Source organism: Kineosporia sp. A_224 (assembly GCF_002198655.1).
In the GTDB taxonomy this organism is placed as follows: domain Bacteria; phylum Actinomycetota; class Actinomycetes; order Actinomycetales; family Kineosporiaceae; genus R-H-3.
This window is the reverse complement of the sequence record NZ_MWLN01000066.1, coordinates 1-26,463: the sequence shown is the minus strand read 5'-3', so window position 1 is coordinate 26,463 and position 26,463 is coordinate 1. Positions and strand designations below refer to the sequence as shown.

Genomic DNA, 26,463 nt, shown 5'->3' with positions numbered 1-26,463 from the left:
CCGACACCACCGACACCACCGACACCACCGACACCACCGACACAAGCGCCGGGAGCATCGCCACCGCGGCGCTCCTGTCCGCGCTGCGCGCGCAGCAGGCCCGGGTCACGGGCATCCTCGACGGTCTGGACGACGAGGCGCTGCGTCGTCCCGTCCTGCCGTCGGGCTGGAGCTGCCTCGGCATGCTGCAGCACCTCACCTCGATGACGACGTTCTGGTTCGGCGAGGTCGTGCACGGCAGGCACCCCGGCGGGCCGGCCATCGACGAGGCCGACGAGTTCGCCGTCCCCGCGGACCGGACCGCGGCCGACGTCCTCGCCGCCTACCACCGCGACGTCCCGGCGGCGACCACGTCGGTGGAGCGGCTGCCGGCTGCGACCCCGCCCGCCTGGTGGCCCGAGGGCGCGTGGGGCGGGTGGCGGCTGACGACCCTCGCGGAGGTGCTCGTCCACGTGCTCGTCGAGACGAGCACGCACGCCGGGCACCTCGACGCCGCGCGCGAGTTCCATGACGGCGCGGTGTGGGACTACGCCGAGGGCCGGGTGAGCGTCCCGACCGTTGCGGTCGCGGCCGTCACGACGTGACCGCGGCGAGCAGGTCCTGGCCGAGCCGGTCGACGTCGCGTGCGTCGGCGGCGAGCACGACGACCTGCACGTCGCTCCCGGGCACGCAGGCCACGAAGGAGCGGAAGCCCCCGGTACCCCCGTTGTGCCACAGCACCCGCTCGGTCGTCCCGGGACTGCGGCGCAGCGCCATCCAGCCGGCGCACTGCTCGAGCGCCAGCCGGCTCGCGTAGGGCTCGTGCGTCGCCCGGACGGCGCGCCGCAGCGCCGTGCCCCCGTCGCCGCCCTGGGCGCGCAGGAAGGCGAGCAGGTCGACCGCGGTCGAGCGCAGCGCCCCCGCCGCGGCGAGTACCGGGAAGTCCCAGTGCGGGACTGCACGACCGCGGGCGTCGTGCCCGCCGGCGGTGCGGGAGGCGTCCTCGGGTCGCTCTCCCGGGTACGTGTCGGCGAGCCCGAGCGGCAGGCAGACCCGTTGCACCACAAGGGTCTCCCAGGGCGCGCCCGCACGATGCGCGAGGGCGTGCCCGAGCAGGCCGACGCCGAGGTTGGAGTAGCGGGGTGCGCCGCCAGGTGCCCTGCGACGTGTCGTCACCGCCGCATGCCACACGTCGTCGAGCCCGAACACGGCGTACGGGTTGTCGCCGTGGCCGCGGGCCCGCAGCAGCCAGCGCACCGGCAGCCGGGGAAGGCCGCTGCGGTGCGTCACGAGGTCCAGCAGAGTGATCGGCCGTCCGCGGACCGGCATCCGGACGCCGTCCGGCAGCAGCCCCTCGACGGGTTCGTCGAGCGCCACCTCGCCGGCGTCCGCCATGAGCATGAGCAGGGTCGCGGTGAACACCTTCGTCACCGAGCCGATCTCGAGGACCGTCGCGCCGTCCGGCACCCCGGCCCGCTCGTCGCGACCACGGCCGAGCACGCACGTGGTCCCGCCGGCACCGACGGCAGCCACCAGCGCGGTGTGCCGACCGGCGTGCCGGTCCAGGACGGGGACGACGGCAGTCTCGAGGGCGTCGGGACTCATACGGGGGCCGACGACGGACGGCGGCCCCGGGTTCCCCGCCCTCCGGTCAACGCCCCATGAGCTCCGCGACGACGAGGCCCAGCTCCTCGCCGGCGTCCTCCTGGAGGAAGTGCCCGGCGCCGGCGATCGTCGGGTGCTGGAGCCCGGCGGTGCCGGGCACCGCGGCCCGCAGCACCGGGGCCATCGCGCCCGTGATCGGGTCGCCGTCGCTGAACGCGACGAGAAACGGCTTCTCCCACCGCCGCAGCACCTCCCAGGCGGCCCGGTTGGCCTGCGTCGCCGGGTCGTCCGGGCGGGTCGGCACGAGCGTGGGCATGACGCGCGGGCCCGCTTTCGACGCCTCGTCAGGGAACGGGGCGTCGTACGCGGCCCGGGCGGCGTCGGCCAGGCCGCGCACGCAGCCGGCCGCGACGAGCCGGCCGACGTCGAGGGTCGGCGCCGCCTCGACCGCCTGCCGGAAGCGCCACCAGACCGGCGGCATGTCGTGGTCCCCGGTCGGCAGCCCGGTGTTCGCGGCGACGACCCGGGCGAACCGCGCCGGGTGCTCGGCGACGAGACGCAGCCCGATGAGCCCGCCCCAGTCCTGCCCGACGAGCGTCACGTCGTCCAGGCCGATCCGGTCGAAGCACAGCTCGCGGACCCACTCGACGTGCCGGGCGAAGCTGTGGTCGGCCGCCGCGAGCGGCTTGTCGGACCGGCCGAACCCGACGAGGTCGACGGCGACCGCCCGGACCCCGCGCGCCGCGAGCACCGCCATGACGTCCCGGTAGAGGAACGACCACGTGGGCTCCCCGTGGAGCAGGAGCGCGACCGGCCCGTCGGCCGGGCCGGCCTCGTACCAGGCCATCCGCAGCGACCCGCCGTCCGGCGCGGCGACCTCGGCGTACCGCGGCTCGTGGTCGAAGCCGGGCAGGTCGGCGAAACGCGCGTCGGGGGTGCGGTAGGCGTCCATCCCGACAGTCTGCCGTGGTGACCGCGCGGTGACCGCTCGGTGACCAGGCTGCGGTCCACTGGCGGCGACCACCGCGTCCCGGGAGCTGACATGTCGAACACCCTGCTCTTCCTCGTGCCGACCGTGCTCGTCCTGCTCGTCGTCGGCGTCCTGCTGTGGGGCGTCGTCATCTACAACCGGCTCGTCGCACGGCGCCAGCAGGTCGCGGCGTCCGGGGCGCAGGTCGACGTCCAGCTCAAGCGGCGGCACGACCTCGTCCCGAACCTCGTCGAGACGGTCCGGGGCTACGCGGTCCACGAACGCGGCACGTTCGAGGCCGTGACCGCTGCCCGCGGCTCCGCGGTCGCGGCGCTCGGCGGCCCGCGCGAGCCACAGGCGCAGGCGGAGGCCGCCCTCGGCGGGGCGCTGTCCCGGTTGCTCGCGATCGGCGAGGCGTACCCGGACCTGCGGGCGAGCGCCACCTTCCATGCTCTGCAGTCCGAGCTCGCGGACACCGAGGACAAGATCGCCTACGCGCGGCAGTTCCTCAACGGCTCGGTGCAGGGGCTCAACACGGCGGTGCAGTCCTTCCCGTCGTCGGTCGTCGCCGGTCTGACCGGATTCGGCCCGGCGGAGTACTTCCGCGCGGCGGACGAGGACCGCGGTCCGGTCGCGGTGCGGTTCTGACCGCGGTGGTCCAGGGGCCCGTCGTCGCGGCCGGCACGGCGGCCGGCCTGCTCCTCCTGGTGGTCTGGGCCCTGGCGCTCGGCGCCGTCGTCCTCGTCACCCGGTACCGGTCGCCCGACCCGGCACCGCCGACCGCGGAGCTGCCTGCCGCCGCGCTCCCACCGGCGGTCGTCGCCTACCTGACGCAGGGGCTCGTCGTCGGCGAGGACGCCGTCGAGTCGACGCTCGTCGACCTCGCGGCCCGCGGGCACGTCGAGCTGCGGCAGGCCGACGGCGACCCGCGCAGCACGACCGTCCATCCCGGGCCGGACCGCGCAGCCGTCCGCAGCGACCACCTGCTGCCCTTCGAGGTGCAGGTGCTGGCCCGGGTGCGGGCGGTCCTGCGGAACGGGGTCGCGCCCGTCGCGGCCCTGCAGGCCCGGGGCGGCGAGGACGTCGAGGGCTGGTGGCGGGAGTTCGCACAGGAGGTCCGGCGGGTGGCGCGGGCGCGGGTGCTCGTCCGCGACCGGGTCGCCCCGCACGTCCGGACGACGATCGCACTGGGCGCCGGCCCCGGGTCCCTCGTCCTCGGCACGGCGATCAGCCTGCCGGCCGCGTCGACGCAGGACCGGATCCTCGCGATGGGCCTCACGGTGCTCGTGCTGTGGGGCGGGGCCTGGCGGCTCGTCGACCGGGTGCTGCGCGGCGACGTGCTCACCGACCTGGGCCGTGCCGAAGTGTCGCGCTGGCTCGGGGTGCAGGCGTTCCTCCGGGGCGACGGGGCCTTCGGTGCGCAGCCGCCCGCCGCCGTCGCGGTGTGGGACCGCTACCTCGCCTACGGCGACGCGCTCGGGGTGACGACCGTCGTCCGGTCGGTGCTCGACTTCGGGCTCGGCGACCGGAGCCGGGTGTGGTCCGCGTACGGCGGCACCTGGCGCATGGTCCGGGTCCGCTACCCGGAGGGCGGCACGTTCGGGCAGACCTCCGTGGCGCGGGCCGTGGCCGGGCTGTGGCTGGCCGGTCCGATCGTCGTCCTCGTGATGTCCTCGGGCGCGCTCGGGGCCCTGGCGGTGGACGGCGGCCCGTGGTGGGCCGGCCCGGCGGCCTCGGCCCTGCTGCTCGGCGCGGGCCTGCTGGTCACGCACGCGGTCTGGATGGTGGTGACCGCGGTCGTCGGCAGCGGCGGCTCCCGGGCCACCAGCGGCGAGGTGATCTGGATGACGCCCCGGGTCAGGGACTCCGACCGGAGCAGCCGGACGGTGGCCTGGTCCCTCGCGGTCGACGACGGGGCGAGCGACCGGACGACGGCCTGGTACCTGCCGGTCGAGCTGGCGGACGACGTCCGCCCGGGCGACGTGGTCCGGCTGACCGGGCACCGGTTCAGCCGCCGGGTCGTCGCGCTGGAGCGGGTCGCGCGGACCGCCGCCGGGACCTCCGCGGCGGGCAGGGACGACGTCCGGTACGCGCTCGTCCACGGACCGCTGGCCGGGGTCGCCTGGCGGCTCCTCGCCACCCGGCCCACGGCCCGGTCGCTCGCCGGCGCCGGTGCGGAGGCGCTCGTCGACGGACGCCACCCGGCGCGCTGGGCCGGCGCCCGCAGCGGTGACCGGGTCGCGACCCTGACGCTGCCGGCTCGGGAGGTGCCCGACGACGAGCTCGCCGCGCGGCTGCGGGCCGCCCTCGACGGCGGCGTGACCACCGTCCGATGACCGGTCCTGCTCGCCGGGATCCGGTCGGACGCGGGCGTCAGGCCGGGAAGGGCCGGGCCTCGTACGGCGTCGAGAGGACGACGGTCGTACGCGTCGAGACGTTCGCCGCGGCGCGGATCCGGGCGAGCAGCGACTCGAGCTCGCCGGGGGTGGCGACGCGGACCTTGAGGATGTAGTTCTCCTCGCCGGCGACCGAGTGACAGGCCTCGATCTCGGGAAGGGGCGCGAGGTGCTCGGGGACGTCGTCCGGGGCGGCCGGGTCGAGCGGGGTCACCGAGACGAACGCGGTGAGCGGTAGCCCGAGCAGCTCGGCGTCGATGACGGCCGCGTACCCGGTGATGACGCCGCGCTGCTCGAGGCGGCGCACCCGCTGGTGGACGGCGGAGGTCGACAAGCCGGTCGCCTTGCCCAGGTCGGTGAAGCTCATCCGCCCGTCACGTGCGAGCAGATGCAGGATCTGCAGGTCTGTCTCCTCCATCCGGCGAAGGCTACAGGTCCCGACGGCGCGTCACCGGCGTCCTTGTCGTTTCGCAGCCCTGCGGCGGAACGGCCGCCCGGGCGGGTGGCCGGGCGCCTCCCGACGCCCGACCGCGCGGTGCCTGCGGGCCGTCGGTGCCGGGTGGCAGGATCGCCCCGTGCCCGGTCTCATGCTCGTCGACTCCGCGTCCCTGTACTTCCGCGCCTTCTTCGGCGTCCCCGACAGCATGAAGGCCCCGGACGGGACGCCGGTCAACGCCGTCCGCGGCTTCCTCGACATGGTCTCGACGCTGGTGACCCAGCGCCGGCCGGACCGGCTCGTCGCGTGCTGGGACGACGACTGGCGTCCGGCGTTCCGGGTCGAGGCGATCCCGTCGTACAAGGCGCACCGGGTGGCGAACCCCGCGAAGAACATCGAGGAGACCCCGCCCGGGCTGCTCCCCCAGGTTCCCGTCATCGTCGACGTGCTCGCCGCCTTCGGCATCCCCCGCATCGGCGGGGCCGGGCTCGAGGCGGACGACGTCATCGGCACCCTCGCGACCCGCGCCGCGGACGCCGGGACCGGGCCGGTCGAGGTCGTCACGGGCGACCGGGACCTCTTCCAGCTCGTGGACGACGCCCGCGAGGTCCGGGTGCTCTACGTCGGCCGCGGTGTCCGCAACCTCGAGGTCGTCGACGAGAAGTGGCTCGGGGCGAAGTACGGGGTGTCGGGCGGCGACGGGTACGCCGACCTCGCCGTGCTGCGCGGGGACCCGAGCGACGGCCTGCCCGGCGTCGCCGGCGTCGGCGAGAAGACCGCCGCCGCGATGCTCGCGCGCTACGGCTCGCTCGACGCGCTCATGGCCGCCGCCCGGGCCGGTGACCCGAAGCTCGCCCCCGGCGCGACGAAGAAGCTGCTCGCGGCCGAGGACTACGTGGCCGCCGCTCCCCGCGTCGTCCAGGTCGTGCCGGACGCCGACCTGCCCGTCGTCGACGACGCGATCCCGCGCACCCCCGTCGACCACGAGGCGGTCGTCGCCCTCGCCGACCGCTGGGGCATCGGGTCGAGCGTCACCCGGCTGGTCACCGCGCTGTCGCTCTGAGCCCGGCCGGGGCCGGGTCAGACCACCGACGAGTACGCGACGACCCCGCGCCGGACACCCTCGACGGCGTCCCGCGCCGTGTTCCGCAGCTTCTCCGCCGTGAAGTCGCCGAGCGCCACGGCCGCCGCCGCACCCTGCTCGACCTGGCCGAGCAGGTCGACGACCTGCTTGCACCAGCGGACGAAGTCGCCCGCCGTGAGGTCGGCGTCCTTGAGCACGGCCTCGAGCCGGTGCCCGCTCGCCCACCGGTGCACGGCCCAGACGATGCCGAGGTCGGGCTCCGGCGTCGCGTCGAGCTTGTGGGCGCGCTCGTGGTCGTCGAGCGCGGACCAGATCCGGATCGTCTCGGTGAGCGCCTCCCGGACGCCCGTCGAGGGCATCCGCGGCGCGACGCCGTCGTCGCGGCGCGCCTCGTAGACGACCGCGCTGACGCAGGCGGCCAGGCCGGGTGCGTCGAGCCCGGTCCAGACCCCCTCGCGGATGCACTCCGAGACGAGCAGGTCGGACTCGGCGTAGATCCGGCGCAGCCGCTCGCCGTCCGCCGTCACGGTGTCGCCCGCGAGGTAGCCCTTCTCCGAGAGCAGGTCGCAGACCCGGTCGAAGACCCGGGCGATCGTGTTCGTCCGGCCCTCGATCCGCCGGGTCAGCTGGTCGGTCTCGCGGGAGAGCCGGTGCCAGCGCTCGGCCCAGCGGGCGTGGTCCTCACGCTCGTTACAGCCGTGGCACGGGTGCGCGCGCATCGCGGCCCGGAGCCGGTTGAGCTCGGTGTCGTCGGCGGCGGGCGAGCGGTCCTTCTTCGGGCGCAGCGGCTGGTCGTCCCCGGCGCTGCCGAGGGCGTTGCGCAGCGTCGAGGCGAGGTCCCGGCGTGACGTCGGGTTGCGGGAGTTGAAGGTCTTCGGCACCGGCACCCGGGTCAGCGGCTCGATCGCCGAGTGGACGTCGGCCAGCGAGAGCCGGACGACCTGCCGGTCCGCGGTGAGCACCGTCGGGCGCGGCCCGTCGGCCCCGGTCGCCGTCCCCGGGTCGACGACGACGGCCCAGCCGGCGCGACGGCCCGCGAGCACCCGGATGACGTCGCCGCGGCGCAGCCGCTCGAGCGACGCGAGCGCGTCGGCCCGGCGGTCGCGGCTCGCCGAGCGGGACAGGTCGGTCTCCCGGTCGGCGATCCGGCGGCGGAGCCGGGCGTACTCGGTGAAGTCGCCGAGGTGGCACTTCATCGCCTCGGCGTAGCCGGCGAGCGCCTCCTCCTGGCGGCGGGCCTGCCGGGCGAGCCCGACGACCGCGCGGTCGGCCTGGAACTGCGCGAAGGAGGTCTCGAGGATCTCCCGGGCCCGTGACCGGCCGACCTGGCCGACGAGGTTGACGGCCATGTTGTACGTCGGGCGGAAGCTCGACCGCAACGGGTAGGTGCGGGTCGACGCGAGGCCGGCGACGGCGTCCGGGTCGAGCCCGTTCTGCCACAGCACGACGGCGTGCCCCTCGACGTCGATGCCGCGTCGCCCGGCCCGGCCGGTGAGCTGGGTGTACTCCCCCGGCGTCACGTCGGCGTGCGTCTCGCCGTTCCACTTGACGAGCTTGTCGAGGACGACGCTGCGCGCGGGCATGTTGATACCGAGCGCGAGGGTCTCGGTGGCGAAGACGACCTTGACCAGCCCCCGGGTGAACAGCTCCTCGACGACCTCCTTGAAGGTCGGCAGCAGACCGGCGTGGTGCGAGGCGATGCCGCGCTCGAGCGCCTCGGACCACTCCCAGTAGCCGAGGACGACGAGGTCCTCGTCGGGGATGTCCGCGCAGCGCGCGTCGACGACCCGGCGGATCTCCTCCTTCTCGTCCGACGTCGTGAGCCGCAGCCCCCAGGCGAGGCACTGGGCCACCGCGGCGTCGCAGCCGGCCCGGCTGAAGATGAAGGAGATCGCCGGGAGCAGGCCCTGCCGGTCGAGGGTCTGGACGACGTCCGCCCGGCTCGGGGTGAGCTTGCTCTGCCCCCGCCCCCGGCCGCCGCCGTGCCCGCCGCGGCCCTTGGCCCGGCCGCGCTCGAACCGGACGTCGTCCCGGGCCAGCCGGCGCAGCTCCGGGTTGACCTTCGCCGGGCCGGACGTCGTGAGCGGCGTGCCGTCCGGCCCGGTGACGACCGGGGTGTCGTCGGCGAAGAGGTCGAACATCCGCTGCCCGACCATGACGTGCTGCCACAGCGGGACCGGCCGGTGCTCGGAGACGACGATCTCGGTGTCGCCGCGGACGGTGTCGAGCCACGCGCCGAACTCCTCGGCGTTGCTCACGGTCGCCGAGAGGCTGACGATGAGGACGTCGTCCGGGAGGTGGATGATGACCTCCTCCCAGACCGCGCCGCGGAAGCGGTCGGCGAGGTAGTGCACCTCGTCCATGACGACGTAGCCGAGGCCGTCGAGCGTCGAGGACGCCGCGTAGAGCATGTTCCGCAGGACCTCGGTCGTCATGACGACGATCGGGGCGTCCCCGTTGACCGTGTTGTCGCCGGTGAGCAGCCCGACGGCCGCGGAGCCGTACCGGTGCACGAGGTCGGCGTACTTCTGGTTCGACAGGGCCTTGATGGGCGTCGTGTAGAACGCCTTGCGGCCGGTCGCGAGCGCGAGGTGGACGGCGAACTCGCCGACGACGGTCTTGCCCGAGCCGGTCGGCGCGGCGACGAGCACGCCACGGCCGTCCTGGAGCGCCTCGCAGGCGGCCACCTGGAAGGGGTCGAGGTCGAACTCGTACTCCCCGCGGAAGACCGCGAGCGGCGTGCTGCCCTGCTCGGCGCGTTCCTTCGAGGCCGCGTACCGAGCGGCCGGCGAGTCGTGCGAAGGGTCGTGCGCCGGCGTGCTCATGCCCCCCACGCTACCCAGGCGGGGCAGGGGCCAGCAGCCGCAATGCCGACGGGACGCACTCGACGGTCACCGGCAGCGGCTGCATCCGCTCCCCGTCGCCGTAGCCGACGATGCCCGCCGCGGCGATCTCGACCCGGGCGGCACGCTCGATACGGACCTTCGGGTGCGTGACGTGCGTGCCGGAGAACACCTTCGGGAAGATCCGCACGAACTCCAGCCGGGACACGGGTTCGACGACGAGGACGTCGAGCAGGCCGTCGTCGAAGAGGGCGTCCGGGCAGACGTTCATGCCGCCGCCGTAGGACCGGCCGTTCGCGACGGCGACGAGCATGGCGCGGGTGTCGTGATCGGCGCCGTCCAGGCGGAGCGTGTACTCCCGCGGCCGGAACACCGGTAGCTCGAGGGCGATCGCGACGTCGTAGCGGCGGCGGCCTTTCGGCCAGCGCATCCGGTTGGCGCGCTCGTTGACGACCGCGTCGAAGCCGAGGCCGAGCACGCCCGCGAACCAGCGGACGTCGTCCGCTCCCCCGCTGCCGTTCGTGCCGCTGCCGGCGCCGGTGACCCGGGCCGCGTCGATGTCGCGGTACGCCCCGGCGTCGAGGGCGGCCAGGACGACCCGGGCCGCGTCGTCCGGCGCGTGCACCGGCAGGCCCAGACCGATCGCGGTGTCGTTGCCGGTGCCGGCGGCGACGATCCCGAGCGGGGTCGTCGTGCCGGCGACGGCGTTCGCCCCGAGGTGGACCATGCCGTCCCCACCGACGACGACGAGGGCGTCGAGGGTGGGCAGCGCCGCGGCGACCCGGGCGGCGAGGTCGACGGCGTCCGAGCCGACGAGGTGGACGACGTCCGCCCCTGCCGCGGTGAGGGCGCGTTCGACGACCGCACCGTGGGCGGCGCCGCGACCCCGGCCGGAGGTGGGGTTGACGGCGACCCCGAGCCGGGTCACCTCGCCGCGGACCCGGGACGGGTCACAGCTGCTCCGGGCCGTCGATCGCCTCGGGGGCGTCGATCTCGCTCGCCTCGTCCTCGCCGAGGGCGTCGGCCCGCCGGGCGCGGCGCCGGTCGACGAACCACGCGATGCCCAGCGCGACGAGGTAGAGGCCGATCATCGGCAGCGCGAGGAGGAACATCATCGAGACCTCGGCCGTCGGGGACGCCATGGCCGCGAAGAGGAAGCACGTGAAGACGGCGACCCGCCAGCCCTTGGCGAGGGCCCGGGCGCTGACCATCCCCATCATGTTCATCCCGACGAGCACGAGCGGGACGACGAAAGAGATGCCGAAGCTCAGCAGCAGCCGCGTCACGAACGAGAAGTAGGCGTCGACGGTGTTGAAGGAGACCGAGCCGTCAGGGACGAAGCCCGCGAAGAACACCATCGCGTTCGGCAGGACCATCCACGCCAGGCCGAGCCCGCCGAGGAAGAGGACGACCGCGGCGAACGAGAACCCGAGCGCGTAGTTGCGCTCCTTCTTCGTCAGCCCGGGGAGGATGAACGCCCAGAGCTGGTAGAGCCACACCGGGCTCGCGACGACGATGCCCGTGTACATCGCGAGCTTGAGCTGGAGGTTGAAGGCACCGGTCGGGTCGGTGAAGTTGAGCTTGACCTCGGTGCCGGTCTCGGCCGACGCGACCTTGAGCGGATGCTGGAGCGCGTCGTAGAGGAACTTGTAGAGGAACCAGCCGAGGATCGCGCCGAGGATGATGGCGATCCCGGCCTTGACGAGCCGGTTACGCAGCTCCGACAGGTGGGCGCGCAGGGGCATGCGCCCCTCGGGATCCCGGGAACGCCGCCTGGGGGTGGTGATCGCCATCGGTGCGGTGAGGTGCGCGCGGTCAGGCGTCGCGGTGCTGCTCGGTGCCCTGCGGGCGGGTCTCGTCGACGACGCGGCCCTCGAGCGGGGCGGCCGGCGCGGCCTCCGTGCGGGTCTCGGGCTTCTTCACGTCGTCCTTCTTCATCTCCTCGACCTCGGTCTTGAAGATGCGCAGCGACTTGCCGAGACCGCGTGCGGCGTCCGGAAGCCGCTTGGCCCCGAACAGGATGACGACGAGCAGCACGATGATGAGCAGCTGCGCGGGGTGGTCGAGGATCCGGCCCATGGTGGTCCTTCCTGAAAGGTCGTGCGCTGGGACACATGCTACGTGCAGCGCCGAGAGCGTCGGACGCCCGTCGGCCCAACGATCGCGCGTCCGGTTGCGTTCGCGGCGCCCGGTCCGCCGTGCGGCGCTGTTGGCTCAGCGCTGCGTGACGACCGGTGACGCGCGGTCAGCCGCGCTGGCGGGCGGCGAGCAGGTCGCGCCGCCGCTTCTCCTTCGCGCGGGTCTTCCGGCGGGCGGCGGCCTCGCGCTCGCGGCGCAGCGCGACCGGGTCGGCGAACACGGCGAGGTCCTTGCGGGCGGCGGCCTGCTCGCCGAGGGCGTCGACCTGCTCCATGACGGCCCCGAGCCGCTCGCTCGCCGTCCCCAGCTCGCCGAACAACGCCGACGCCTGCCGCCAGAGGCCGCGACCGAGCACGAAGAACAGCCAGCCCGTGCCGGCGAGGATCGCCGTCCACAGCAGCACCCAACCCCACCAGCTCACGCGGCGACCCTACCCGGCCGCTCGCTCTGCGCTGCCTCTCCCTCCCCCAAAGCGCCTCTGAGGTAGATCACCGTCGATGTGCACGGCGAACTACCTCAGAGGGGCGGGAGGGAGAGCGTGTCAGGCGGCCGGTTCGGACGCCGTCCGGCGCGGGCCGGCGGGGCCGGGGCCCGCGGCCGCGGCGGCGACGAGGTCGGCCTGCTCGAGCCAGAGCGCGAAGTCCAGGACGTCGTCGTACGAGAGCACCGGACCCTCGTGCTCCTCGAGCGCCTCCGCCGGCACGGCCCACGGCTCGGCGACGACGCCGCCGGAGATGAGCAGCGCGACGACGTCTCGGCCGGCGGGCTTGCGCACCTCCTCGAGGCACTGCGGGCACGTGAAGGCGTAGTACGACCAGCTCTTCACCGAGCAGACCACGAGCCGGACCTGCTGGGGCGTCAGCTCGACATCACCACAACCGGGGCAGGACGCCTTGATGGTCGTCATCGTCGAGCACCTCCCGTCCGCGCTGGACGCGCGTCTACCGCCCCCGTCGATCCCCGGGTGCCTGTACGAAAAACTTCGGTAGCGCCCTGTGGTCACTTGAGCACCCTTGGTTATCTCAGCGGCCATCCTGGCATCGCCGGACACGCTCTGCCCGACGCGACACGGCGGGGATCGGACGAACGGGTGAGAGCGCTGTCATCGATCGGGTGCACGGGACGACGCAGCGTTCTGCCATCCGCCGCCGCCGGACGGCGTCCGGTCGGGGTGCGGAGGTCGCCGGCAGGGGTCAGACGGCGGAACGTGAAGCAGGTCACGCCGGCGAGGCGTCGTAGAGCGCCAGCGCGGCGGTCGCGGTGGCGACGAGCCGGTCGGCGACGTCGTCCGGGGTGACGATCCGGGCCCCGCCGCCCAGGCGCAGGCACAGCCGGGGCACCCAGTCCGGGTTCGCCGTCCGCAGCCTGACCCGCAGCCCGCCCCCGGACTGCTCCTCGGCGTCCTCGACCGGGTAGTACTCGGCCACCCAGCGGGAGCCGGGCGCGAGGTCGAGGGTGACGACGAGGTCGTCCGGGGACGGCGTGAACAGGCTCTCCCCCGCGTCCCGGGAGACGGCCTCGGGCGGTGGCGTCCCGTCGACGTCGAGCAGGGCGACGGTGACGACCCGGTCGAGCCGGAACAGCCGGACCCCCTCGGCGCGGTGGCACCACGCCTCGAGGTACCAGCGGCCCGCGACGGAGACGATCCGCATCGGGTCGACGTCGCGCTCGGTCGTCTCGTCCCGGCTCGGCACGAGGTACGTGAGGTGCAGCCGGCGGTGCAGGCGGAGCCCGTCGCGGACCGTCGCGAGGGTGACCTCCTGGGTGCCGCGGGCCAGGTCGACGGTCAGCGAGTCGGCGACCCCGGCCGCCTCCCCCGCCGCGGCGGACAGCTTGGCGAGCGCGGACTCGACGGCGTCCCGGTCGTGCAGGCCCGGCACCTGGGCGAGCGTGCGCAGACCGACGAGCAGCGCGACGGCCTCGTCGACGCCGAGCCGCAGCGGTCGGCTGATCGCCTCGGCGTTGTCGAGGTAGACCCGCCCGGACTCCCAGTCGGCCTCGATGAGGTCGTCGGGCATGTGGCCGGGGGTGCCGCAGACGAAGAGCAGCTCGAGGTCCTTGACGAGCTGGTCGGCGGTGATGCCGAAGTGCTTCGCGGCCTCCTCGAGGGGCACGCCCTGCCGCTGGAGCAGCCACGGCACCATCGCGAGCAGCCGGGAGAGCCGGGTCGTCGCACCGACGCTCATCGGACGCCCTCCCGCCGCCGGGAGCGTGCCCCTGCGGGCGCCGCCGCCGTGGCGCCGCCCGGCAGGTCGAGGTGGCCCTGCTGCCGCGCCAGGGCGCCGCGCAGCCGCCGGACGACGGCCTCCCGGACGTCCGGCGGGCCGAGCACGACGACGTCCGCGCCGTTGCTCGCGACCTCCTCGGCGAAGGACTCCGGGTCCTGCACCGTGACCCGGACGACGTCCCACCCCTCGGGCGGGGCCGGCCGGTCGCCGTCCCCCGGCCCGGCGGCGGCCGGCTCGGGCACGGCNGCCTGGCTCGGGCACGGCCCGCAGCCGCAGCGCGGCGCCGCGGCCGGGGCGCAGCCCGAGCCAGGCCTCCCGGACGTCGCGCGCGGACGACGGCGCCCCCGTGACGTGCTGGGTGGCGTCGATGTCGTCGGGCACCTCGTAGGACCCGGGCTTGCCGATGCGTTTCACACCGCCCTCGATCCGGGACAGCTTGAACGCGCGGGTCTCGCCGCGGTCGCGGTCGAAGCCGACGACGTACCACCAGCCCGAGCGGCTCGTCACGGCCCACGGCTGGACGTGCCGTTCGGCGGTCGCGCCGTCCGGGCGGCGGTACCTGAAGGACACCGGCACCCGGTCCCGGGTCGCGGCGTAGAGCGGGTCGAAGCTCGGCTCCGCGGCGCGGATCCGCGGCTCGACGCCGACGAGGGAGTCCTCGTCGGTCTCGACGCCGAGGGCGCGGAGCTTGACGAGGGCGCGGGCGGCCGGGCCGGCGAGGCTGGCCTGCTGCCACACCCGGCTCGCGAGCCCGAGGACGGCGAGCTCCTCGGCGGTGAGCTCGACCTCGGGGAGCGCGTACGCGTTGCGGTCGATCCGGTAGCCCTGCTCGTCGTCGAACCACGCGCTGTCGGTCCCGGTCTCCAGAGGGACGCCGAGCTCGCGCAGGTCCTCCTTGTCGCGCTCGAACATCCGGTCGAACGCCTCGGTCGACTCGCACTCCGCGTACTGCGGGACGGCGTGACGGATCTGCTCCTTCGTCAGCCAGCGGCGCGTCGCGAGGAGCGCGATGACGAGGTTGAGCAGGCGTTCGGTGCGCAGCGAGGACATCGGCGGTCACGCTACCCGAGGTAGCGTCTGCTGACCGGCAGGTCACGGACGTGGCTTCGAAAGTGTGTGCGAACAGTGCGAGAGAACGAGGGAGTGCCCGGGTGATCCGCTGGCGCGAGGGCCGGGTGACGGCGCAGGTCAGGTCGTGGGACGGCGCGCTCGAGGTCGAGGTCGACGTCCAGGAGGCGGACGGCACGCCGTGGCGCACCTGTCGGGCCCTGGCCTACCCCGCGCTCGTCGGCGCGCCGGAGGCGGGCGACCTCGTCCTGCTCAACACGACCGCCCTCGAACGCGGTCTCGGCACCGGCGGCTACGCCCTCGTCGTCGCGGTGCCGGAGCGGCTGCCCGGGCCCCGGCCCGCCGGCCCCGGGCACATGGTCAAGGGCCGCTACACCCCGCTCCAGGCGATGGTGCTCGGCGTCGACGAGCAGGAGTCGCCGCACCACGAGGTGCTTCGGGACGCCGACGACCTGCACGGGATGCCCGTCGTCGTCGCCGATCTGCACTCGTCGTTGCCGGCGGTGCTCGCCGGGCTGCGGGAGCGCCGTCCGGACGCCCGGGTCGCCTACGTCATGACGGACGGCGGTGCGCTGCCGGTGTGGTTCTCCCGCGCCGTCGACGGGCTGCGGACCGCGGAGTGGGTCGCGAGCGTCGTCACGGCCGGGCAGTCGTTCGGTGGTGACCACGAGGCGGTCACGGTGCACACGGCGCTGCTCGCCGCCCGGCACGTCGTCCGCGCGGACGTCGCGGTCGTCGTCCAGGGCCCGGGCAACCTCGGCACCGGCACCCGCTGGGGGTTCTCCGGTGTCGCCGCGGGCGAGGCGCTCAACGCGGCCGCGGTGCTCGGTGGCCGGCCGGTCGCGACGCTTCGGGTCTCCGGCGCCGACGCCCGGGCGCGGCACCTCGGCGTCTCGCACCACAGCCTGACGGCCTACGGCCGGGTCGCGCTCGCCCCGGCGGACGTCGTCGTCCCGGTGCTCACCGGTGACCTCGCCGCGCTCGGGGCGACGGTCCGCGAGCAGGCCGCGGCGCTCGGTCCGCCGCACGGCCGGCACCGGCTCGTCGAGGTCGGCGTCGAGGGCCTGCGCGAGGCGCTCGCGACGTCCCCGGTCGGGCTGTCGACGATGGGGCGGGGCCTCGACGCCGACCCGGCGGCGTTCCTCGCCGCGGCCGCCGCCGGCCGGCACGCGGCGGCGCTGCTCGACGCCCCCTGAAGAACGCCTCCCGAAGCGCCTCAGAGGTAGTTCACCGTGCCATCGCACGGCGAACTACCTCTGAGGGGTCGAACGGGGCCTTGCCGAGGATCAGGCGTCAGCGCGCGTCGACGAGGTCGACGACGAAGATCAGCGTCTCGTTCGGCTTGATGGCGCCACCGGCGCCGCGGGCGCCGTAGCCCAGGTGCGGCGGGATCGTCAGCTTGCGGCGGCCGCCGACCTTCATGCCGCTGATGCCCTGGTCCCAGCCGGAGATGACCTGGCCGACGCCGAGCCGGAAGTCCAGCGGCTGGCCGCGGTTCCAGGACGCGTCGAACTCCTCGCCGGTCGAGAACGCGACACCGACGTAGTGCGCGCGCACCGTCATGCCGGGGGCGGCCTCGGTGCCGTCGCCCTCGATCTCGTCGATGATGATCAGGTCCGCCGGCGGCTCGCCCTCCGGGAAGTCGATCTCGGGCCGGTCGCGGTCGAATGCCGCCACGGTGTCCTCCATTGCGCTCGTCGAGCCGGCCGGGTCGTCCGGCCGGTGCCGCCGACCAGTCTCCACCACGGCCGCGCGGGCGCGACCACGGGCGGGTCAGGCGGCGGCGGCCTTCTGGGCGCCGAGGATGTCGACGACGAAGACGAGGGTGTCCGTGCCCTTGATGCCGAACTGGTCCCGGCCCTCGGCGCCGTACGCCTTGTCCGGCGGGACGACGAGGAGCACCTGGCTGCCGACCTTCTGGCCGATGATCCCGTCCCAGCCGGTGATCGTCTTCGCGTTGCCGATCTGGAAGCGGGCCGGCGCGGTCTTGCGCCACGAGGAGTCGAACACCCGCCCGCCGGGCCAGATGACGCCGACGTACTGGACCGTGACGTCGTCGCCCTTGGCGACCTTGGCGCCGTCACCGGCGATGAGGGTCTGGACGACGAGCGACGTCGGCACCTTCCCCTTCGGCAGGGTGACCGTCGGCACGCCCTTCGCGTCGCGCTTGACGGTCGGCAGCCCCTTCTTCGGGGTGACGGCCTTGCCCTCGGCCTTCGTGAGGAGCGTCTGGGTGTCGAGCACCTCGACGAGGCAGACGATCGTGTCGGTCGGGCCGACGCCGAGCGAGGTGTTCCCCTGGACGCCGTACCCGGCGTCCGGCGGGATGGCGATGAGCGCCTTCGCCCCGACGCGTAGGCCGCGCAGGCCGTCGTCGAAACCGGGGAGGGTGCTCTGGGTGCCGACGACGAACGTCGTCGGGTCGCTCGTCCACGTCTGGTCGAGGAGCGGCCGGCCGTCGGTGCCGTTGACGGCGGTGTACCGGATCGTCACCTGCTGGCCGAGGCCGACAGCGTCCCCGTCGCCCTCCTCGACGACGCGCGTCTCGGTCTTGTCGACGGCGAACGGCGAGGGCACCTTCAGGGTCGGGTCGGCGCCGTCCCCGGACGTCACGGTGACCGCTGCGAGGTCGTGGTTCGTCGTGGCCTGCGCGGCGGCGGACGCCTCCCCCGTCGGCACCTTGCAGCCGCCGAGCAGGAGCGTCAGGCCGGCGGCGAGGGCGACGACGCCGGTGGACCGCAGCAGTCTCGCGGGTCGGGCAGACGACACGGAACGGACCCTTGCTGCTCGGGGACGACGGTCGACGCGGCCGGGGACCACGCCGTCGGGCTCGCCGGACACCTTAACCGGACACCCTGTGGCCGGGGCGTCGCCGCCACGCCGAGTGACCGGACGAGCGTGCGCGGGCCCGGCTCCGGCACTGTGCGTCACATGCTCTGGATGAGCCGCTCGACCCGCTCGTCGACGGAGCGGAACGGGTCCTTGCAGAGCACCGTGCGCTGGGCCTGGTCGTTGAGCTTGAGGTGCACCCAGTCGACGGTGAAGTCGCGGCGGCGCTCCTGGGCGCGCCGGACGAAGTCGCCCCGGAGCTTGGCGCGCGTCGTCTGCGGCGGCACGGACGTTGCCTCGAACGTCTCGATGTCCGCCGTGACCCGCTCCACGAGCCCGCGGCGGGCCATGAGGTAGTGCAGCCCGCGCTGGCGGTGGATGTCGTGGTAGGCGAGGTCGAGCCGGGCGATCCGCGGCGACGACAGCGGCAGGTCGTGCTTGCCGCGGTAGCGCTCCACGAGCTTGTGCTTGATGACCCAGTCGATCTCGCGGTCGACGAGGCCGAGGTCGCCGGTCGAGATCGCCCGCAGCCCGCGCTCCCAGAGGTCGAGCACGCGCTTGACGACGTCGGTGTGCAGGCCGCGCGAGTCGACGAAGTCCTTCGCGCGCGCCAGGTACTCCTCCTGGATCTCCAGCGCGCTCGCCTCACGGCCGTTCGCCAGCCGCACGCGACGGCGGCCGGTGAGGTCGTGGCTCACCTCGCGGATCGCCCGGATCGGGTTCTCCAGGGTGTGGTCGCGCAGGACGACACCGGCCTCGATCATCCGCAGGACGAGGTCGGTCGCGCCGACCTTGAGCATCGTCGTCGTCTCGCTCATGTTGGAGTCCCCGACGATGACGTGCAGGCGGCGGTACCGCTCGGCGTCCGCGTGCGGCTCGTCACGGGTGTTGATGATGGGGCGCGAGCGGGTCGTCGCGCTCGACACGCCCTCCCAGATGTGGTCGGCGCGCTGCGACAGGCAGAACACCGCGCCCCGGGGCGTCTGGAGCACCTTGCCCGCACCGACGATGAGCTGGCGGGTCACGAGGAACGGGATGAGCACCTCGGAGAGCCGGTTGAACTCCCCGTGCCGGCTCACGAGGTAGTTCTCGTGGCAGCCGTAGGAGTTGCCCGCCGAGTCGGTGTTGTTCTTGAAGAGGAAGACCTCGCCCGCGATGCCCTCCTCGTGGAGGCGGCGCTCGGCGTCGACGAGCAGCCCCTCGAGGATCCGCTCCCCCGCCCGGTCGTGGACGACGAGCTGGCGGACGTCGTCGCACTCCGGTGTCGCGTACTCCGGGTGCGAGCCGACGTCGAGGTAGAGGCGCGCGCCGTTGCGGAGGAAGACGTTGCTGGACCGCCCCCACGACACGACCTTGCGGAACAGGTACCGGGCCACCTCGTCCGGCGACAGCTTGCGCTGCCCCTCGAAGGCGCACGTGACCCCGTACTCGGTCTCGATCCCGAAAATGCGGCGGTCCATGGGCCCACTGTAGGTGGCAGACCCGACAACGGCACTGGACGAAACGGTCGGATCCCGTCACGTACCAACGTCTTCCCGATGTGCCGGTGCCCCACGCACCGACGCCGGTCCCCTGTCAAGGGGACCGGCGTCGTGGTGTCGGGTGCAGCGGTTCAGCCCTCCGGCTGCGCCTGGTCCCCGGGTGCCTCGGCCTCGTCGGACGCCGGGGCGTCCCCCGTGAGGGTGTCGTGCAGGCCCGGGACCGGGTCGTCCGTGTGCGGCACGTCGGTCGTCGGGTCGTCCGTGCTGAGCAGCCGGCCCAGCAGGGCCCCCGCGAGCCGCCGGAACGCCCGCCGCGGCCGGAGCCGGTCGAGCACCGCCACCTCGAGCTGGCCGGCCCCGAGCGTGCGGGGCTGGCCGCCGTTCGGGTCCCTCGCGAGCATCTCGACCGCGAGCCGCAGCGCGTCCGCGAGGGTCATCCCCGGCGTCCAGCGCTCCTGCAGCGCGGTCTGGATCTGCTCGGCCTGGCCGCCGATCGCGACGAAGCCCTGCTCCTCGGCGACCGAGCCGTCGTACGTGAGCCGGTACATCTGGTCGCTGTCGGCGTCGTCGCCGACCTGCGCGACGACGATCTCGACCTCCATCGGCTTGGACTCGGTCGTGAAGACCGTGCCGAGGGTCTGGGCGTAGGCGTTGGCCAGCCCCCGGACGGTGACGTCGACCCGGTCGTACGAGTAGCCGCGCAGGTCGGCGTACCGGACGCCGGCCACCCGCAGGTTCTCGAACTCGTTGTACTTGCCGACCGCGGCGAACGCGATCCGGTCATAGATCTCGCTGACCTTGTGCAGGGCCCGGGACGGGTTCTCGGCGACGAAGGCGATGCCGCCCTCGTACGCGAGGACGACGACCGAGCGGCCCCGGGCGATGCCCTTGCGGGCGTAGTCCGCCCGGTCCTTCATGACCTGCTCAGGCGAGACGTAGAAGTTCATGCTCATGACTGCTCACCCCGCAGTGCCGCGACGGCGGCGGCCAGCTCGTCGTCCGCGACCCGGTGGTAGCCCTCGGCGGTGACGACGCCGACGACCGGGAAGATCTTGCGCTGCTCGTCCGGACCGCCCGTCGCGGAGTCGTCGTCCGCGGCGTCCCAGAGCGCCTCGACGGCGACCGCGACGGCGCCCGCGGCGTCGAGCCCCGGCTGCCAGCGCTTCTTGAGCGAGCCGCGGGCGAAGAGCGAGCCCGAGCCGACGCTGTGGTGGTTGCGCTCCTCGTACCGGCCGCCCGTGACGTCGTACGAGAAGATCCGGCCGAGCCCGCGGTCGATGTCGAAGCCCGCGAAGAGCGGGACGACCGCCAGGCCCTGCATGGCCAGGCCGAGGTTGCCGCGGATCATCGTCGAGAGCCGGTTCGCCTTGCCGTCGAACGAGAGCAGCGCGCCCTCGATCTTCTCGTAGTGCTCGAGCTCGACCTGGAACAGCCGGACCATCTCGACGGCGATCCCTGCGGTGCCCGCGATGCCGACGCACGAGTACTCGTCGGTCGGGTACACCTTCTCGATCTCGCGGTGGGCGATGAGGTTGCCCATCGTCGCGCGCCGGTCGCCCGCCATGACGACGCCGCCCTCGAAGGTCAGGGCGACGATCGTCGTGCCGTGCGGTGCCTCCGGCACGCTGCCGGGCGGCAGCGGACGCCGCCCCGGCAGCAGCTGGGGCGCGTGCGCGCCGAGGAACTCGGTGAACGAGGAGGACCCGGGCACGAGGTACGCCGCGGGAAGCCGCCCAGGGGTGGGCGAGCCGAGGCTGTCGGTCACTGGCCGCCCTTCTGGACGAAGCCCTTCACGAACTCCTCGGCATTGGTCTCGAGGACGTCGTCGATCTCGTCGAGGATCGCGTCGACGTCGTCGTCCTTCGCCTGCGCCTGACCCGCGGCGGGCGGGGGCGCAGCGCCCTCGTCACCGTCGTCGTCCCGCCCCCGCGGACGGGTCTGCTCCTGTCCGGCCATGGCCGTACCTCCCTCGTCGAGCTCTGGCTCTGATCCTAGGCGGACGGCGCAACCGGGGCGCCGGTGCCGGGGGGTGAGATGTGTCGGGCGGCGGTGCCCGCCGGTCAGCGGGCCGCGAGCGCGTCCACGAGGTCGGCCGCGGTCCGGCAGCGGTCCAGGAGCGCCCCGACGTGCTCCTTCGTGCCGCGGTTCGGGTCGAGCGTCGGCACCCGCTGGAGCGCGCCGCGGCCCGGGACGTCGAAGATCACCGAGTCCCACGACGCGGCGGCGACGTGCTCGCCGTACTGGGCGAGGCAGCGGCCGCGGAAGTAGGCCCGGGTGTCCTCCGGCGGCTCGTGGACGGCGGCCGCGATCTCCTCGTCCGTGACGACGCGGTCGACCTGGCCGCGGGCGACGAGCCGCTGGTAGAGCCCCTTCTCGGGGCGGACGTCGGCCCACTGGAAGTCGATGGCCTGCAGCCGGGCGGCGCCCCAGTCGAGGCTCTCGCGCTGCCGGAAGCCCTCGAGCAGGCGCAGCTTGGCGACCCAGTCGAGCTCGCGGGCCAGCGACGTCGGGTCGGACTCGAGCCGGGTCAGCACGCTCTCCCAGCGGCGCAGCACCTCGACGGTGTCGGCGTCGGCGTCCGCGCCGTACCGGTCCTCGACGAACTTCGCGGCCTGCTCGTAGAACATCCACTGCAGCTGGACGGCGGTCGCGGTCGTCCCGTCGCGCAGGCTCACCCGGGTCTTGAGCGTCGCGTCGTGGGAGACGGCGTGCAGGGCGTTGACCGGCCGCTCGACCGACAGGTCCCGGGTGAACGCGCGCTCCTCGATGAGCTCGAGGACGAGGGCCGTCGTCCCCACCTTGAGGAAGGTCGCGACCTCGCACATGTTCGCGTCGCCGATGATGACGTGCAGCCGGCGGAACCGGTCGGCGCTCGCGTGCGGCTCGTCGCGGGTGTTGATGATCGGCCGCTTGAGGGTCGTCTCGAGGCCGACCTCGACCTCGAAGAAGTCGGCGCGCTGGCTCAGCTGGAAGCCCTTGCCGGAGCCGTCCTGGCCGGTGCCGACCCGGCCCGCGCCGCACACCACCTGCCGGGACACGAAGAACGGCGTGAGGTGGCGGACGATGTCCGCGAACGGCGTCTCCCGGCGCATGAGGTAGTTCTCGTGCGTGCCGTAGGAGACACCCTTGTTGTCGGTGTTGTTCTTGTAGAGGTTCACCGGGCCGAGGCCGGGGGTCTCGGCGATCCGGCGCGAGGCCGCGAGCATGACGGCCTCGCCGGCCTTGTCCCAGAGCACGGCGGCGCGGGGTGTCGTCACCTCGGGCGAGGAGTACTCGGGGTGGGCGTGGTCGACGTAGAGCCGGGCGCCGTTGCTGAGGATGACGTTGGCCAGGCCCGGGTCGTCGACGACGTCGGTGAGCTGGCTCGGGTCGGCGTCCCCGCGGGCGAGCTCCCAGCCGCGGGCGTCGCGCAGCGGGGCCTCGTCCTCGTAGTCCCAGCGGGCCCGGCCGGCCCGGCTGCCGAGCGGCGCGGCGTAGGCGTTGACCACCTGGCTCGACAGGAGCATCGCGTTCGCGGCGGGGTCGCCGGGGGCCGAGACCCCGTACTCGGTCTCGATCCCCATGACCCGTCGAGCGCTCATGGCCCCACCCTACGAGGCCGATGTGTCCGGCCTGCATGGCGGACGTCACGAACTGTTGGTGGGATCGACCCATGAGCGAGCCCTCGACCACGCGGACACCCACCATGGAGTACCGGACCCTCGGCGGCAGCGGTGCCGTCGTCTCGACGTACGCCCTCGGCACGATGACCTTCGGCGCGGAGACCGACGAGGCGGGCGCCTTCGCCCAGCTCGACGCCTTCGTCGCGGCCGGCGGCACCCTCGTCGACGTCGCCGACGTCTACGCCGGCGGCGTCAGCGAGGAGGTCGTCGGCCGGTGGCTGGCGGCGAACCCGGACGCCGCGGGGCAGGTCGTGCTCGCGACGAAGGGCCGCTTCCCGATGGGTGCGGGCCCGAACGACGTCGGCCTGTCCCGCCGGCACCTGCGGACGGCGCTCGAGGCCTCGCTGCGCCGGCTCGGCGTCGACCACGTCGACCTCTACCAGGTGCACGCCTGGGACCCGCTGACCCCGGTCGAGGAGACCCTGCGCTTCCTCGACGACGCCGTGGCCGCCGGCACGATCGGCTACCCGGGCCTGTCGAACTTCACCGGCTGGCAGGTCGCCAAGGCCGTGGGCATCACCGAGCGGCTGGGCCTGGCCCGGCCGGTGACGCTGCAGCCGCAGTACAACCTGCTCGTCCGCGAGCTCGAGTGGGAGGTCGTCCCGGCCTGCCTCGACGCCGGTCTCGGCCTGCTGCCCTGGTCCCCGCTCGGCGGCGGCTGGCTCACCGGCAAGTACACCCGCGACGAGCGCCCGACCGGCGCGACCCGGCTCGGCGAGAACCCGGAGCGCGGCGTCGAGGCCTACGACCGGCGCAGCGCCCAGCAGCGCACCTGGGACGTCGTGGACGCCGTCCGGGCCGTGGCGGAGGGCCGCGGCGTCCCGATGGCGCAGGTCGCCCTCGCCTGGCTGCACGACCGGCCGGCGGTGACGTCGGTGATCCTCGGCGCCCGCACGCTCGACCAGCTGGAGGCCAACCTCGGCGCCGCCGGCCTGCACCTGTCCCCCGAGGAGACCGCCCGCCTCGACGCCGCCTCCGACCCGCAGCCCGCGGACTACCCGTACGGCGTCCCCGGCACCGAGCAGCGCTCCCGCAAGATCACTGGTGGCCGCTGAGACCTTGCCCACGTCCGTCGACGCGGCAATACTTGGGGTGCCGAGGGCCTGGGGCCCGAGGAAGTGAGCCCCGCAGGCCGCCGGATGACGGCTGAGCGGGGCTTCGCGCTTGTCAGACGGTGACGACCGTCGAGACGAGCGGCTGCACCCGGCGGCGCCAGTCAGGGCTCCGGCACCAGGCCCACGCGATCGCGTCGGGGATCCACAGCAAGGGTTCGGCCACCGCCGGCAGCGCGTCGTACCTCAGCGCGTCGGTAGCACCGAGGCGTGCGCGCTCGCGCTTGATCACCCGCTCGTCATGAACGAGCACCGACTCGTCGCGTTCGAAGACCAGTCGCTCCGCGGCGCGAGCCACTGCGGCCCCGACGACCGCAACGAGGACGTCCTCTCGCGCGGCGAGGTCCGGACGTCCCGGCGCGGCGTACACGTCGGCGGTCACCGAATGGTCGACAAGCGTCGACACGAACGCCTTGCGCACGCTGTCGCGCTCCGCCCGGAAGTGCAGGCGCCGTGTTCCTGGGACCTGCGCGACCCTGACTGCGCGCCGAAGGGCGGCCAACCCCCCAGTCGGAACGGCGACCGACACCATGACGTAGACGTCGCGCTTCGACTCGTCGAGGAAGACGTGATCACCCACGACGCGCATCCTCAGCGAGACCGGCGACATGCCGGTTCCGTCGTCCACAGCCCGGCCGCCCTCGGCGCCGCCGTCTTCCGGTCATGTTCGCGGCCCGCACCGTTCCTGGGCCGCCGCGGGAGGGCCGCGGGGCGGCCGAATCCGGTACCTGACGCGAGTACGAGCGCGTGGACGGGTCCCGGTCACGGGCGGTCGGGACGGGTGGCACGATGAGGCGGTGACGTCGCAGCAGACCCGGCAGCCCTCGGTCACCGACCCGGTGCGCTCGCGGCAGGCGGCCCGGTCGCTCCTGCTGGACGTCGTCGCCGTCCTCGTGTTCGTCGCCGTCGGCCGCCGGTCGCACGGCGAGACGGACGCCCTCGCCGGGGTCGGCGTCACGGCGTGGCCGTTCCTCGCCGGGCTCGCCGTCGGCTGGGCTGCGCTGCTCGGCCTGCGGCTGGCGCCGGGGTCGGTGAGAGCCGGTGCCGTGGCGACGGCCGGGACGATCCTCGTCGGGATGCCGCTGCGGCACGTCGTTGCGGGCGAAGGCACCGCGCTGACGTTCGTCGTCGTCGCGACGTGCTTCGTGACGCTCTTCGTCCTCGGCCGCCGGGTGCTCTCCGGCTGGGTCGCGCGGCGGCTCGCCGCCCGGTGAGCGCCGACGAGGTCGTCGCGCTCTACGACCCGGACGACGTGTGCGGGCGGGTCGTCGGGGCGGCGCCCCGGTCACGGGTCCGGGCGCAGAACCTGCCGCACGCCGCCACCGGCGTCCTGCTGCGCCGTCCGACCGGCGAGGTCTTCGTGCACCGCCGGGCCCGCACGAAGGACCTGTGGCCGGGTGCGCACGACTGCGCCGCGGGCGGTGTCGTCCACGCGGGCGAGACCCCGCTCGAGGCGGCGCGCCGCGAGCTCGCCGAGGAGCTGGGCGTCGAGGGCACGGAGCTCACCGAGGTCTTCACGGGCTGGTACCGGGACGACGACACGCACTACCTCGCGCACGTCTACGAGGCGGTGTGGGACGGGCCCGTCCGCTTCGTCGACGACGAGGTCGAGGACGGCTGGTGGGAGCACCCGGCGGTGCTCGCCGGGCGGCTCGCCGACCCGGCGTGGCCGTTCGTCCCCGACACCCGGCGGCTGCTCGCGACGGGCGGGCTGCTCGGCGCGGGACCGCAGCCCGTCCCGGGCGGTCGCTGGGAGGCGGGCGAGACCGTCGTCTACCGGTGGGGCCGCGAGGGCCGCACCCGGTCCGCCCGGCTCGCGCGCGTCGTCCGGCACGACGACGACGGGCTGCTGCTGTGGGTCGGCCACGGATGGCCGGTCGTCGAGCCGCGCCTCGTCGACGGCCGCGGCATCCGGGAGCTGCCGATCGAGGAGCGGTTCACCGCCCCGCGGGCCCGGCGGAGCGCGGCCTGGCGCGGCCAGGGGATTCTCATGCTCGTGCCAGCGGCGCCGACCGCGTGGTCGGTGTGGTGGTTCTTCGGCGCCGGGGCGGACGGCGCGCGCACCTTCGAGGGCTGGTACGGCAACCTCGAGGCGCCGCACGCGCTGCGGACGACGGTGCTCGGCACCCGGCTCGTCGACAGCGCCGACCGCGCGCTCGACGTGTGGGTCACCCCGGACCGGGTCGCGCGCTGGAAGGACGAGGACGAGTTCGCGACCATCACCGCGCTGGGGACCCGGTGGACGGCGGCGCAGGCTCCGGGGATCCGGGCCGACGGCGAGCAGGTCATGGCGCTGGCCCGGGCCGGGGCCCCGCCGTTCGACGGCCGGTGGACGGACTTCTCCCCCGACCCGGCGTGGCCGGTCCCGCGCTTCCCGGCGGACTGGGACGTCCCGCACGTCGCCGGGCCCTGACAGGCGGGTCGTCGTCGTCCTCTGGTGGGTCGCGCACCTCGAACCGGCGTCCTCTGGCGGCTCATGCACCTCACCCCTGGCCGTCCTCTGGTGTACGACGCACGCAACGTCGTCCTCTGGTGGGAGAAGCACGCCTCATCTCGCTTGGCCTCAATCGGTGAGTGCAACGCCTTCTGATGTGGGGTGTTGTCGATGGCGTACTCGCTGGAGGCTCGTCG

The 26,463-nt window shown here is 74.2% G+C and carries 28 protein-coding genes; 8 read left to right on the top strand and 20 right to left on the bottom strand.

Annotated features, from left to right (window positions below; translation table 11 throughout):
* Positions 1-584, top strand: a 584-nt coding sequence (locus EDJALFJO_RS05545) for a DUF664 domain-containing protein (RefSeq protein WP_198950035.1), incomplete at its 5' end; no start/stop codon positions are given.
* Here EDJALFJO_RS05545 and EDJALFJO_RS05540 read toward each other — a convergent pair.
* Together EDJALFJO_RS05540 and EDJALFJO_RS05535 are read right to left on the bottom strand one after the other, a co-directional pair.
* Positions 574-1,584 carry a serine hydrolase gene (locus EDJALFJO_RS05540; RefSeq protein ID WP_088283028.1) on the bottom strand — a complete coding sequence of 337 codons (1,011 nt, stop codon included), beginning with the start codon at positions 1,582-1,584 and terminating at the stop codon, positions 574-576. The two genes, EDJALFJO_RS05545 and EDJALFJO_RS05540, sit on opposite strands and share 11 nt — an antisense overlap.
* 46 nt (positions 1,585-1,630) lie before the next feature.
* Entirely contained in the window at positions 1,631-2,536 is a 906-nt protein-coding gene (locus EDJALFJO_RS05535; protein WP_088283026.1) for a haloalkane dehalogenase, read from the bottom strand.
* A 90-nt stretch (positions 2,537-2,626) separates the two neighbouring features.
* Between EDJALFJO_RS05535 and EDJALFJO_RS05530 the strand changes: the two genes are divergently transcribed.
* Positions 2,627-3,202: a LemA family protein gene (locus EDJALFJO_RS05530; protein ID WP_088283024.1), complete on the top strand. Its 576-nt coding sequence runs from the start codon at positions 2,627-2,629 to the stop codon at positions 3,200-3,202.
* A 5-nt stretch (positions 3,203-3,207) separates the two neighbouring features.
* Positions 3,208-4,890, top strand: coding sequence for a DUF2207 domain-containing protein (locus EDJALFJO_RS34045; protein WP_158220294.1), 1,683 nt, complete (start codon positions 3,208-3,210; stop codon positions 4,888-4,890).
* A gap of 37 nt (positions 4,891-4,927) precedes the next feature.
* On the opposite strand, the gene EDJALFJO_RS05520 is transcribed toward EDJALFJO_RS34045, so the two are convergent.
* The gene (locus tag EDJALFJO_RS05520; protein WP_088283022.1) at positions 4,928-5,368 is read right to left on the bottom strand and encodes an Lrp/AsnC family transcriptional regulator; all 441 of its coding nucleotides are present in this window, start codon (positions 5,366-5,368) and stop codon (positions 4,928-4,930) included.
* A gap of 169 nt (positions 5,369-5,537) precedes the next feature.
* Here EDJALFJO_RS05520 and EDJALFJO_RS05515 point away from each other — a divergent pair, with 169 nt between their 5' ends.
* Positions 5,538-6,449, top strand: a complete 912-nt coding sequence (locus EDJALFJO_RS05515) for a 5'-3' exonuclease (RefSeq protein WP_088283030.1) — start codon at positions 5,538-5,540, stop codon at positions 6,447-6,449.
* 17 nt (positions 6,450-6,466) lie between these two features.
* Here the strand turns inward: EDJALFJO_RS05515 and EDJALFJO_RS05510 are convergent, their stop codons facing one another.
* The 9 genes from EDJALFJO_RS05510 to EDJALFJO_RS35360 all read right to left on the bottom strand — a co-directional run.
* On the bottom strand, positions 6,467-9,295 hold the full coding sequence (locus EDJALFJO_RS05510; protein ID WP_088283020.1) for an RNA helicase: 2,829 nt from the start codon (positions 9,293-9,295) through the stop codon (positions 6,467-6,469).
* 10 nt (positions 9,296-9,305) lie between these two features.
* Entirely contained in the window at positions 9,306-10,241 is a 936-nt protein-coding gene (locus EDJALFJO_RS05505) for a diacylglycerol kinase family protein (protein ID WP_088283018.1), read from the bottom strand.
* Positions 10,242-10,263: 22 nt separating this feature from the next.
* Complete coding sequence (tatC, locus tag EDJALFJO_RS05500) at positions 10,264-11,058, bottom strand: twin-arginine translocase subunit TatC (RefSeq protein WP_158220293.1); 795 nt, start codon at positions 11,056-11,058, stop codon at positions 10,264-10,266.
* Between the two features lie 70 nt (positions 11,059-11,128).
* Positions 11,129-11,392, bottom strand: coding sequence for a Sec-independent protein translocase subunit TatA (gene tatA / locus EDJALFJO_RS05495; protein WP_088283014.1), 264 nt, complete (start codon positions 11,390-11,392; stop codon positions 11,129-11,131).
* 166 nt (positions 11,393-11,558) lie between these two features.
* Positions 11,559-11,873 carry a hypothetical protein gene (locus tag EDJALFJO_RS05490; RefSeq protein ID WP_143448308.1) on the bottom strand — a complete coding sequence of 105 codons (315 nt, stop codon included), beginning with the start codon at positions 11,871-11,873 and terminating at the stop codon, positions 11,559-11,561.
* Positions 11,874-11,993: 120 nt separating this feature from the next.
* Positions 11,994-12,359 (bottom strand): hypothetical protein, encoded by a 366-nt coding sequence (locus tag EDJALFJO_RS05485; RefSeq protein ID WP_088283010.1) that lies wholly within the window; start codon positions 12,357-12,359, stop codon positions 11,994-11,996.
* Positions 12,360-12,669: 310 nt separating this feature from the next.
* Positions 12,670-13,638, bottom strand: a complete 969-nt coding sequence (locus EDJALFJO_RS35365; RefSeq protein WP_088283008.1) for a YafY family protein — start codon at positions 13,636-13,638, stop codon at positions 12,670-12,672.
* Positions 13,635-13,841: a hypothetical protein gene (locus EDJALFJO_RS36275; RefSeq protein ID WP_369812494.1), complete on the bottom strand. Its 207-nt coding sequence runs from the start codon at positions 13,839-13,841 to the stop codon at positions 13,635-13,637. The genes EDJALFJO_RS35365 and EDJALFJO_RS36275 overlap by 4 nt, the downstream gene beginning before the upstream one ends.
* 85 nt (positions 13,842-13,926) lie before the next feature.
* The coding region (locus tag EDJALFJO_RS35360) for a YafY family protein (RefSeq protein WP_233149697.1) at positions 13,927-14,730 on the bottom strand (804 nt) is incomplete at its 3' end.
* 101 nt (positions 14,731-14,831) lie between these two features.
* Between EDJALFJO_RS35360 and EDJALFJO_RS05470 the strand changes: the two genes are divergently transcribed.
* Positions 14,832-15,944 (top strand): DUF3866 family protein, encoded by a 1,113-nt coding sequence (locus tag EDJALFJO_RS05470; RefSeq protein ID WP_088283006.1) that lies wholly within the window; start codon positions 14,832-14,834, stop codon positions 15,942-15,944.
* A gap of 97 nt (positions 15,945-16,041) precedes the next feature.
* On the opposite strand, the gene EDJALFJO_RS05465 is transcribed toward EDJALFJO_RS05470, so the two are convergent.
* From EDJALFJO_RS05465 to dop, 7 genes are all read right to left on the bottom strand, one after another.
* A complete protein-coding gene (locus tag EDJALFJO_RS05465; protein ID WP_233149696.1) occupies positions 16,042-16,425 on the bottom strand; it encodes an FKBP-type peptidyl-prolyl cis-trans isomerase in 384 nt (127 codons plus the stop codon).
* A 96-nt stretch (positions 16,426-16,521) separates the two neighbouring features.
* Positions 16,522-17,517, bottom strand: a complete 996-nt coding sequence (locus EDJALFJO_RS05460) for an FKBP-type peptidyl-prolyl cis-trans isomerase (RefSeq protein WP_143448307.1) — start codon at positions 17,515-17,517, stop codon at positions 16,522-16,524.
* A gap of 158 nt (positions 17,518-17,675) precedes the next feature.
* Positions 17,676-19,037: a Pup--protein ligase gene (gene pafA / locus EDJALFJO_RS05455; protein ID WP_088283000.1), complete on the bottom strand. Its 1,362-nt coding sequence runs from the start codon at positions 19,035-19,037 to the stop codon at positions 17,676-17,678.
* A 152-nt stretch (positions 19,038-19,189) separates the two neighbouring features.
* Entirely contained in the window at positions 19,190-20,011 is an 822-nt protein-coding gene (gene prcA / locus EDJALFJO_RS05450) for a proteasome subunit alpha (protein WP_088282998.1), read from the bottom strand.
* A complete protein-coding gene (prcB, locus tag EDJALFJO_RS05445; RefSeq protein ID WP_088282995.1) occupies positions 20,008-20,823 on the bottom strand; it encodes a proteasome subunit beta in 816 nt (271 codons plus the stop codon). Before prcB ends, prcA begins: the two co-directional genes overlap by 4 nt.
* Positions 20,820-21,014, bottom strand: coding sequence for a ubiquitin-like protein Pup (locus EDJALFJO_RS05440; protein WP_088282994.1), 195 nt, complete (start codon positions 21,012-21,014; stop codon positions 20,820-20,822). Before EDJALFJO_RS05440 ends, prcB begins: the two co-directional genes overlap by 4 nt.
* A gap of 104 nt (positions 21,015-21,118) precedes the next feature.
* Positions 21,119-22,639, bottom strand: coding sequence for a depupylase/deamidase Dop (gene dop / locus EDJALFJO_RS05435; protein WP_088282991.1), 1,521 nt, complete (start codon positions 22,637-22,639; stop codon positions 21,119-21,121).
* A 104-nt stretch (positions 22,640-22,743) separates the two neighbouring features.
* On the opposite strand from dop, the gene EDJALFJO_RS05430 reads away from it, so the two are divergent.
* Complete coding sequence (locus EDJALFJO_RS05430; protein ID WP_088282988.1) at positions 22,744-23,775, top strand: aldo/keto reductase; 1,032 nt, start codon at positions 22,744-22,746, stop codon at positions 23,773-23,775.
* 112 nt (positions 23,776-23,887) lie between these two features.
* On the opposite strand, the gene EDJALFJO_RS05425 is transcribed toward EDJALFJO_RS05430, so the two are convergent.
* Positions 23,888-24,460: a hypothetical protein gene (locus EDJALFJO_RS05425; RefSeq protein ID WP_143448306.1), complete on the bottom strand. Its 573-nt coding sequence runs from the start codon at positions 24,458-24,460 to the stop codon at positions 23,888-23,890.
* A gap of 211 nt (positions 24,461-24,671) precedes the next feature.
* On the opposite strand from EDJALFJO_RS05425, the gene EDJALFJO_RS05420 reads away from it, so the two are divergent.
* Positions 24,672-25,046 carry a DUF3054 domain-containing protein gene (locus EDJALFJO_RS05420; protein WP_369812493.1) on the top strand — a complete coding sequence of 125 codons (375 nt, stop codon included), beginning with the start codon at positions 24,672-24,674 and terminating at the stop codon, positions 25,044-25,046.
* Positions 25,043-26,245: an NUDIX domain-containing protein gene (locus EDJALFJO_RS05415; protein ID WP_088282983.1), complete on the top strand. Its 1,203-nt coding sequence runs from the start codon at positions 25,043-25,045 to the stop codon at positions 26,243-26,245. Before EDJALFJO_RS05420 ends, EDJALFJO_RS05415 begins: the two co-directional genes overlap by 4 nt.
* Positions 26,246-26,463 lie beyond the last annotated feature (218 nt).

Excerpts from the sequence above, each read along its gene's own strand:
- EDJALFJO_RS05540 (WP_088283028.1), bottom strand. The coding sequence starts at position 1,584 with ATGAGTCCCGACGCCCTCGAGACTGCCGTCGTCCCCGTCCTGGACCGG.
- EDJALFJO_RS05535 (WP_088283026.1), bottom strand. The coding sequence starts at position 2,536 with ATGGACGCCTACCGCACCCCCGACGCGCGTTTCGCCGACCTGCCCGGC.
- EDJALFJO_RS05530 (WP_088283024.1), top strand. The coding sequence starts at position 2,627 with ATGTCGAACACCCTGCTCTTCCTCGTGCCGACCGTGCTCGTCCTGCTC.
- EDJALFJO_RS05520 (WP_088283022.1), bottom strand. The coding sequence starts at position 5,368 with ATGGAGGAGACAGACCTGCAGATCCTGCATCTGCTCGCACGTGACGGG.
- EDJALFJO_RS05515 (WP_088283030.1), top strand. The coding sequence starts at position 5,538 with ATGCTCGTCGACTCCGCGTCCCTGTACTTCCGCGCCTTCTTCGGCGTC.
- EDJALFJO_RS05510 (WP_088283020.1), bottom strand. The coding sequence starts at position 9,295 with ATGAGCACGCCGGCGCACGACCCTTCGCACGACTCGCCGGCCGCTCGG.
- tatC (WP_158220293.1), bottom strand. The coding sequence starts at position 11,058 with ATGCCCCTGCGCGCCCACCTGTCGGAGCTGCGTAACCGGCTCGTCAAG.
- tatA (WP_088283014.1), bottom strand. The coding sequence starts at position 11,392 with ATGGGCCGGATCCTCGACCACCCCGCGCAGCTGCTCATCATCGTGCTG.
- EDJALFJO_RS05485 (WP_088283010.1), bottom strand. The coding sequence starts at position 12,359 with ATGACGACCATCAAGGCGTCCTGCCCCGGTTGTGGTGATGTCGAGCTG.
- EDJALFJO_RS35365 (WP_088283008.1), bottom strand. The coding sequence starts at position 13,638 with ATGAGCGTCGGTGCGACGACCCGGCTCTCCCGGCTGCTCGCGATGGTG.
- pafA (WP_088283000.1), bottom strand. The coding sequence starts at position 19,037 with ATGGACCGCCGCATTTTCGGGATCGAGACCGAGTACGGGGTCACGTGC.
- prcA (WP_088282998.1), bottom strand. The coding sequence starts at position 20,011 with ATGAGCATGAACTTCTACGTCTCGCCTGAGCAGGTCATGAAGGACCGG.
- EDJALFJO_RS05440 (WP_088282994.1), bottom strand. The coding sequence starts at position 21,014 with ATGGCCGGACAGGAGCAGACCCGTCCGCGGGGGCGGGACGACGACGGT.
- dop (WP_088282991.1), bottom strand. The coding sequence starts at position 22,639 with ATGAGCGCTCGACGGGTCATGGGGATCGAGACCGAGTACGGGGTCTCG.
- EDJALFJO_RS05430 (WP_088282988.1), top strand. The coding sequence starts at position 22,744 with ATGGAGTACCGGACCCTCGGCGGCAGCGGTGCCGTCGTCTCGACGTAC.